At 69.1% G+C, this 3,806-nt stretch carries 3 protein-coding genes; 2 read left to right on the forward strand and 1 reads right to left on the reverse strand.

Going from position 1 to position 3,806, the window contains the following annotated elements; genetic code table 11:
• The first annotated feature begins 893 nt into the window (after window positions 1-893).
• Both raiA and HLK59_RS48805 read left to right on the forward strand, forming a co-directional pair.
• Window positions 894-1,619 carry a ribosome-associated translation inhibitor RaiA gene (raiA, locus tag HLK59_RS48800; RefSeq protein ID WP_171148135.1) on the forward strand — a complete coding sequence of 242 codons (726 nt, stop codon included), beginning with the start codon at window positions 894-896 and terminating at the stop codon, window positions 1,617-1,619.
• 201 nt (window positions 1,620-1,820) lie between these two features.
• Window positions 1,821-2,567 carry a response regulator transcription factor gene (locus tag HLK59_RS48805; RefSeq protein ID WP_171148136.1) on the forward strand — a complete coding sequence of 249 codons (747 nt, stop codon included), beginning with the start codon at window positions 1,821-1,823 and terminating at the stop codon, window positions 2,565-2,567.
• Here the strand turns inward: HLK59_RS48805 and HLK59_RS48810 are convergent.
• The gene (locus tag HLK59_RS48810) at window positions 2,553-3,719 is read right to left on the reverse strand and encodes a crosslink repair DNA glycosylase YcaQ family protein (RefSeq protein WP_171148137.1); all 1,167 of its coding nucleotides are present in this window, start codon (window positions 3,717-3,719) and stop codon (window positions 2,553-2,555) included. The genes HLK59_RS48805 and HLK59_RS48810 overlap by 15 nt on opposite strands.
• Window positions 3,720-3,806 lie beyond the last annotated feature (87 nt).

Raw genomic sequence — 3,806 nt, forward strand, 5'->3', positions numbered from 1 at the left:
CCGGGGTGTTCGGGGGGTCGGGGTGTGGGTAAAGGGGCGGGGGGGGGCGGGGGCGTTTTGTGCGGGCCGGGGCCGCCGGCCGGGGGGGTGGTGGGGGCGGGGGGGCATGGTCCGGCGCGGCGGTCCCGCCCGGGGGCGGCGGGGGGGCTGCGGCGCGGTGGGGTGGCTGCGCGGGTCGTCGGTGTGTTGCGGCAGCGGCGGGCCGTGGCTGATCAGGCGGGGCTCGACGCACGGGAGCGGCTGGAGAATCTCGCGGGTGCGCTCGCGGTCGTTCCCGGTGGTGGGCGATTGCTTCTCGGAGGTCGGGTCGTGCTCGTCGACGACCTGATGACCACGGGTGCGTCCCTGACGGAGGCGGCGCGTGCCGTGCGGGAGGCGACGGCCGCGGAGGCGGTGGCGCGGGGGCGTGGCGGTGGCTCGGTCGCGTACGGCTCTGCCGTAACGGCCGTGTACGGCGCGGCTGCTCGGGAAGGCAGAGGGGGACGGAGGAACCGATCGGCGGAGGCGGACATGGGCGATGGGCCCGGAATGGTGCGGACCTACTGCGCCGGTGACATCATCTGCGCGGCTGTGGTCGCAGCGGCGCCAGGTTCTTTCGAAATAAACCGGAACTGACTGCGAACTTGCATCGTTGCAGGTAATGAGAGGGCCAATTCACCTGAACGGAGGTACGCCGCGGTAGAGGGTGACGACATCCGTCCGGGCGAGATATGTTCGGTTGTGAGGAAAGGCGCAGGCCACACCTCTCATATCCGATTGCCGTGCCGCGGGTTTTTCACAATCACCCGCCCCGGTGGAGTGGAGATCTTGTCCACGGGGGAGGAGGTGGAAGTCACCGAGTCCGAGGTTCCGGGGCTCACCGGGACCTGGTGCAAAAGGGAGATGCTCCGCCAGTGGCGCGGAGTGATCCGGGAACGGAGTTCTGCGTGGACATCGTCGTCAAGGGCCGCAAGACCGAGGTGCCCGAGCGGTTCCGCAAGCACGTGGCCGAGAAGCTGAAGCTGGAGAAGATCCAGAAGCTCGACGGCAAGGTGATCAGCCTCGACGTCGAGGTGTCCAAGGAGCCGAACCCCCGACAGGCCGACCGCTGTGACCGAGTGGAGATCACGCTCCGCTCCCGCGGTCCGGTGATCCGGGCGGAGGCGGCAGCAAGCGATCCGTACGCGGCACTCGACCTGGCGGCGGAAAAGCTCGACGCCCGACTGCGCAAGCAGCACGACAAGCGTTACTCCCGTCGCGGCTCACGCCGGCTCACGGCGGCCGAGGTCCCCGACCACGTCCCTGGCGCCGCGACGCTCAACGGGAACGGCCACCCGGTCCACGAGCAGGAGCCGGACGGCGTACCCACCAAGAAGATCGGCTCGCTGGAAGTGAAGGGCGAAGGCCCCCTCATCGTCCGCGAGAAGACCCACGTCGCCTCCCCGATGACCCTTGACCAGGCTCTTTACGAGATGGAGCTGGTCGGGCACGACTTCTACCTGTTCGTCGACTCCGAGACCAAGGAACCGAGTGTCGTCTACCGGCGGCACGCCTACGACTACGGCGTCATCCACCTCAGCACGGACCCGATGGTCGCCCAGGCGCAGCCTCCCGCGGCCGGTGGCACGCTGGGTGGCTGACGCACCCGGCTGACGGCTGAGCGGTGCCCCTGGAGCGCGTATGCGACCCCAGGGGCACCGGTGTGCGACCACTTCGTGCCCGGCTCTGTCACCGCGGTGTCGTCCGGGCATGAAATCATGGCCGCATCGGCCCAACCGGTGGGCCGTTGCCTTGGGTTGGCGATGGCACATGACCAGCCACAGCCTTCAGGGGGAGGAACGATGGCGGACAGCTTCGGACCGATGCATGACGGGGATGCCGGCGACGGCGTCGTCGGCATGGGATCGGACGCGGGCTCACCACGCAAGGAGCCCATCCGAGTCCTGGTCGTCGACGACCATGCCCTCTTCCGTCGGGGACTCGAGATCGTGCTCGCGGCCGAGGAGGACATCCAGGTCGTGGGCGAGGCGGGCGACGGCGCCGAGGCCGTGGACAAGGCCGCCGATCTGCTGCCCGACATCGTCCTGATGGACGTACGGATGCCCAAGCGGGGCGGTATCGAGGCATGCACCTCCATCAAGGAGGTGGCACCCAGCGCCAAGATCATCATGCTGACGATCAGCGATGAGGAAGCCGACCTCTACGAGGCGATCAAGGCGGGCGCGACCGGATATCTCCTCAAGGAGATCTCCACGGACGAGGTCGCCACCGCCATTCGCGCGGTGGCCGACGGGCAGTCGCAGATCAGCCCGTCCATGGCGTCGAAACTGCTCACCGAGTTCAAGTCGATGATCCAGCGGACGGACGAACGCCGGCTTGTGCCCGCGCCGCGGCTGACGGACCGGGAGCTGGAGGTTCTCAAACTCGTCGCCACCGGTATGAACAACCGCGATATCGCCAAGGAGTTGTTCATCTCCGAGAACACCGTGAAGAACCATGTGCGCAACATCCTGGAGAAGCTGCAGCTGCACTCCAGGATGGAGGCCGTGGTCTACGCGATGCGGGAGAAGATCCTAGAGATCCGCTAGTGCCTTGACGAGAGGCTCGCGGAGTTCCGGGGCGTCCACTCTTTCCACGCGCACGTCCGTGCAGTCCACCCAGCTCGCCGCCTCGACCAGTGCCTGGGCCACCGCCGGGACCGCCTTCGGGCCGTCCAGGGCGACCTGCCGGGCGACGAGGGTGCGGCCCTCGCGTGCCGGGTCCACGCGCCCCACGAGACGGCCACCGGCCAGGACCGGCATCGCGAAGTAGCCGTACACCCGCTTCGGCTTGGGGACGTAGGCCTCCAGGCGGTGCGTGAAGCCGAAGATCCGCTCCGTACGCGCGCGTTCCCAGATCAGGGAGTCGAAGGGCGACAGGAGGGTCGTACGGTGGCGGCCGCGCGGGGGTGTCGCCAGGGCCGCGGGATCTGCCCACGCCGGCTTGCCCCAGCCCTCGACCGTGACCGGGACCAGACCCGAGTCGTCGATCACCGCGTCGACCTGTTCGCCCTTGAGACGGTGGTAGTCGGCGATGTCCGCGCGGGTGCCGACGCCGAGGGACTGGCCGGCGAGGCGGACGAGGGTGCGCAGGCACTCGGTGTCGTCCAGGTCGTCGTGCAGCAGGGGCTCCGGAACGGCGCGTTCTGCCAGGTCGTACACGCGCTTCCAGCCGCGGCGCTCCACACAGACCACCTCGCCGTACATGAGCGCGCGCTCCACGGCGACCTTGGTGCCGGACCAGTCCCACCACTCGCTGGTCTTCTTCGCGCCGCCCAACTCCGTGGCGGTGAGGGGGCCTTCGGAGCGGAGTTGCTTGATGACCTGGTCGTAGGTGCCGTCCGGGAGGCTGTGGTTCCAGTGGGGGCGGCTGCGGTAAGCGCGGCGGCGGAAGGCGAAGTGGGGCCATTCCTCGATGGGGAGGATGCACGCCGCGTGGGACCAGTACTCGAAGGCGTGGGTGTCGGTCCAGTAGGCGTCCTCGACCGTTTTGCGGCCTACGGCTCCCAGGCGGGCGTACGGGATGAGTTCGTGGGAGCGGGCCAGGACCGAGATGGTGTCGAGTTGGACCGCGCCTAGGTGGCGGAGGGTGCCGCGGACGCCGGCCTTGCGGTTGGGGGTGCCGAGGAAGCCCTGGGCGTGGAGGGCGATGCGGCGGGCCTCGTCTGCGGAGAGCGCTGCGGTGGGGCGCGGGGTCGTCATGCCTCCGCACGATAGGAGGTGGGACTGACAGTGGGGGGTGAGCTGCGGGTTCTTCGGGGGTGCGCTGTGTCGGGGGTGCCGTCGGGG

This window comes from Streptomyces sp. S3(2020), assembly GCF_013044505.1.
Taxonomy (GTDB): domain Bacteria; phylum Actinomycetota; class Actinomycetes; order Streptomycetales; family Streptomycetaceae; genus Streptomyces.